Raw genomic sequence first — 264 nt, forward strand, 5'->3', positions numbered from 1 at the left:
TTTCGTGTGAATGCGTTTAACTCTAATCGCGGGCCTGCTGCGGTATTTCGTACCATACCAAGTGAAGTGTTAACGCTTGATGATTTAGGTGCGCCAGATATTTTTAAAACAATCTCTGATACCCCACGTGGACTCGTGTTAGTAACAGGGCCAACGGGTTCAGGTAAATCAACAACACTTGCCGCTATGGTCGATTATATAAATCAAAATAAACATCACCATATTCTAACAATAGAAGATCCAATCGAGTTTGTTCACGATAAT

The 264-nt window shown here is 40.5% G+C and carries 1 protein-coding gene; it reads left to right on the forward strand.

The features are described 5' to 3' along the window. On the forward strand, positions 1-264 hold a 264-nt coding region (locus AAEY83_RS15880), incomplete at both ends, for an ATPase, T2SS/T4P/T4SS family (protein ID WP_351060500.1).

Origin of the sequence: Psychrobacter sp. TB20-MNA-CIBAN-0197, assembly GCF_040309765.1 — a bacterium.
GTDB lineage: Bacteria > Pseudomonadota > Gammaproteobacteria > Pseudomonadales > Moraxellaceae > Psychrobacter > Psychrobacter submarinus.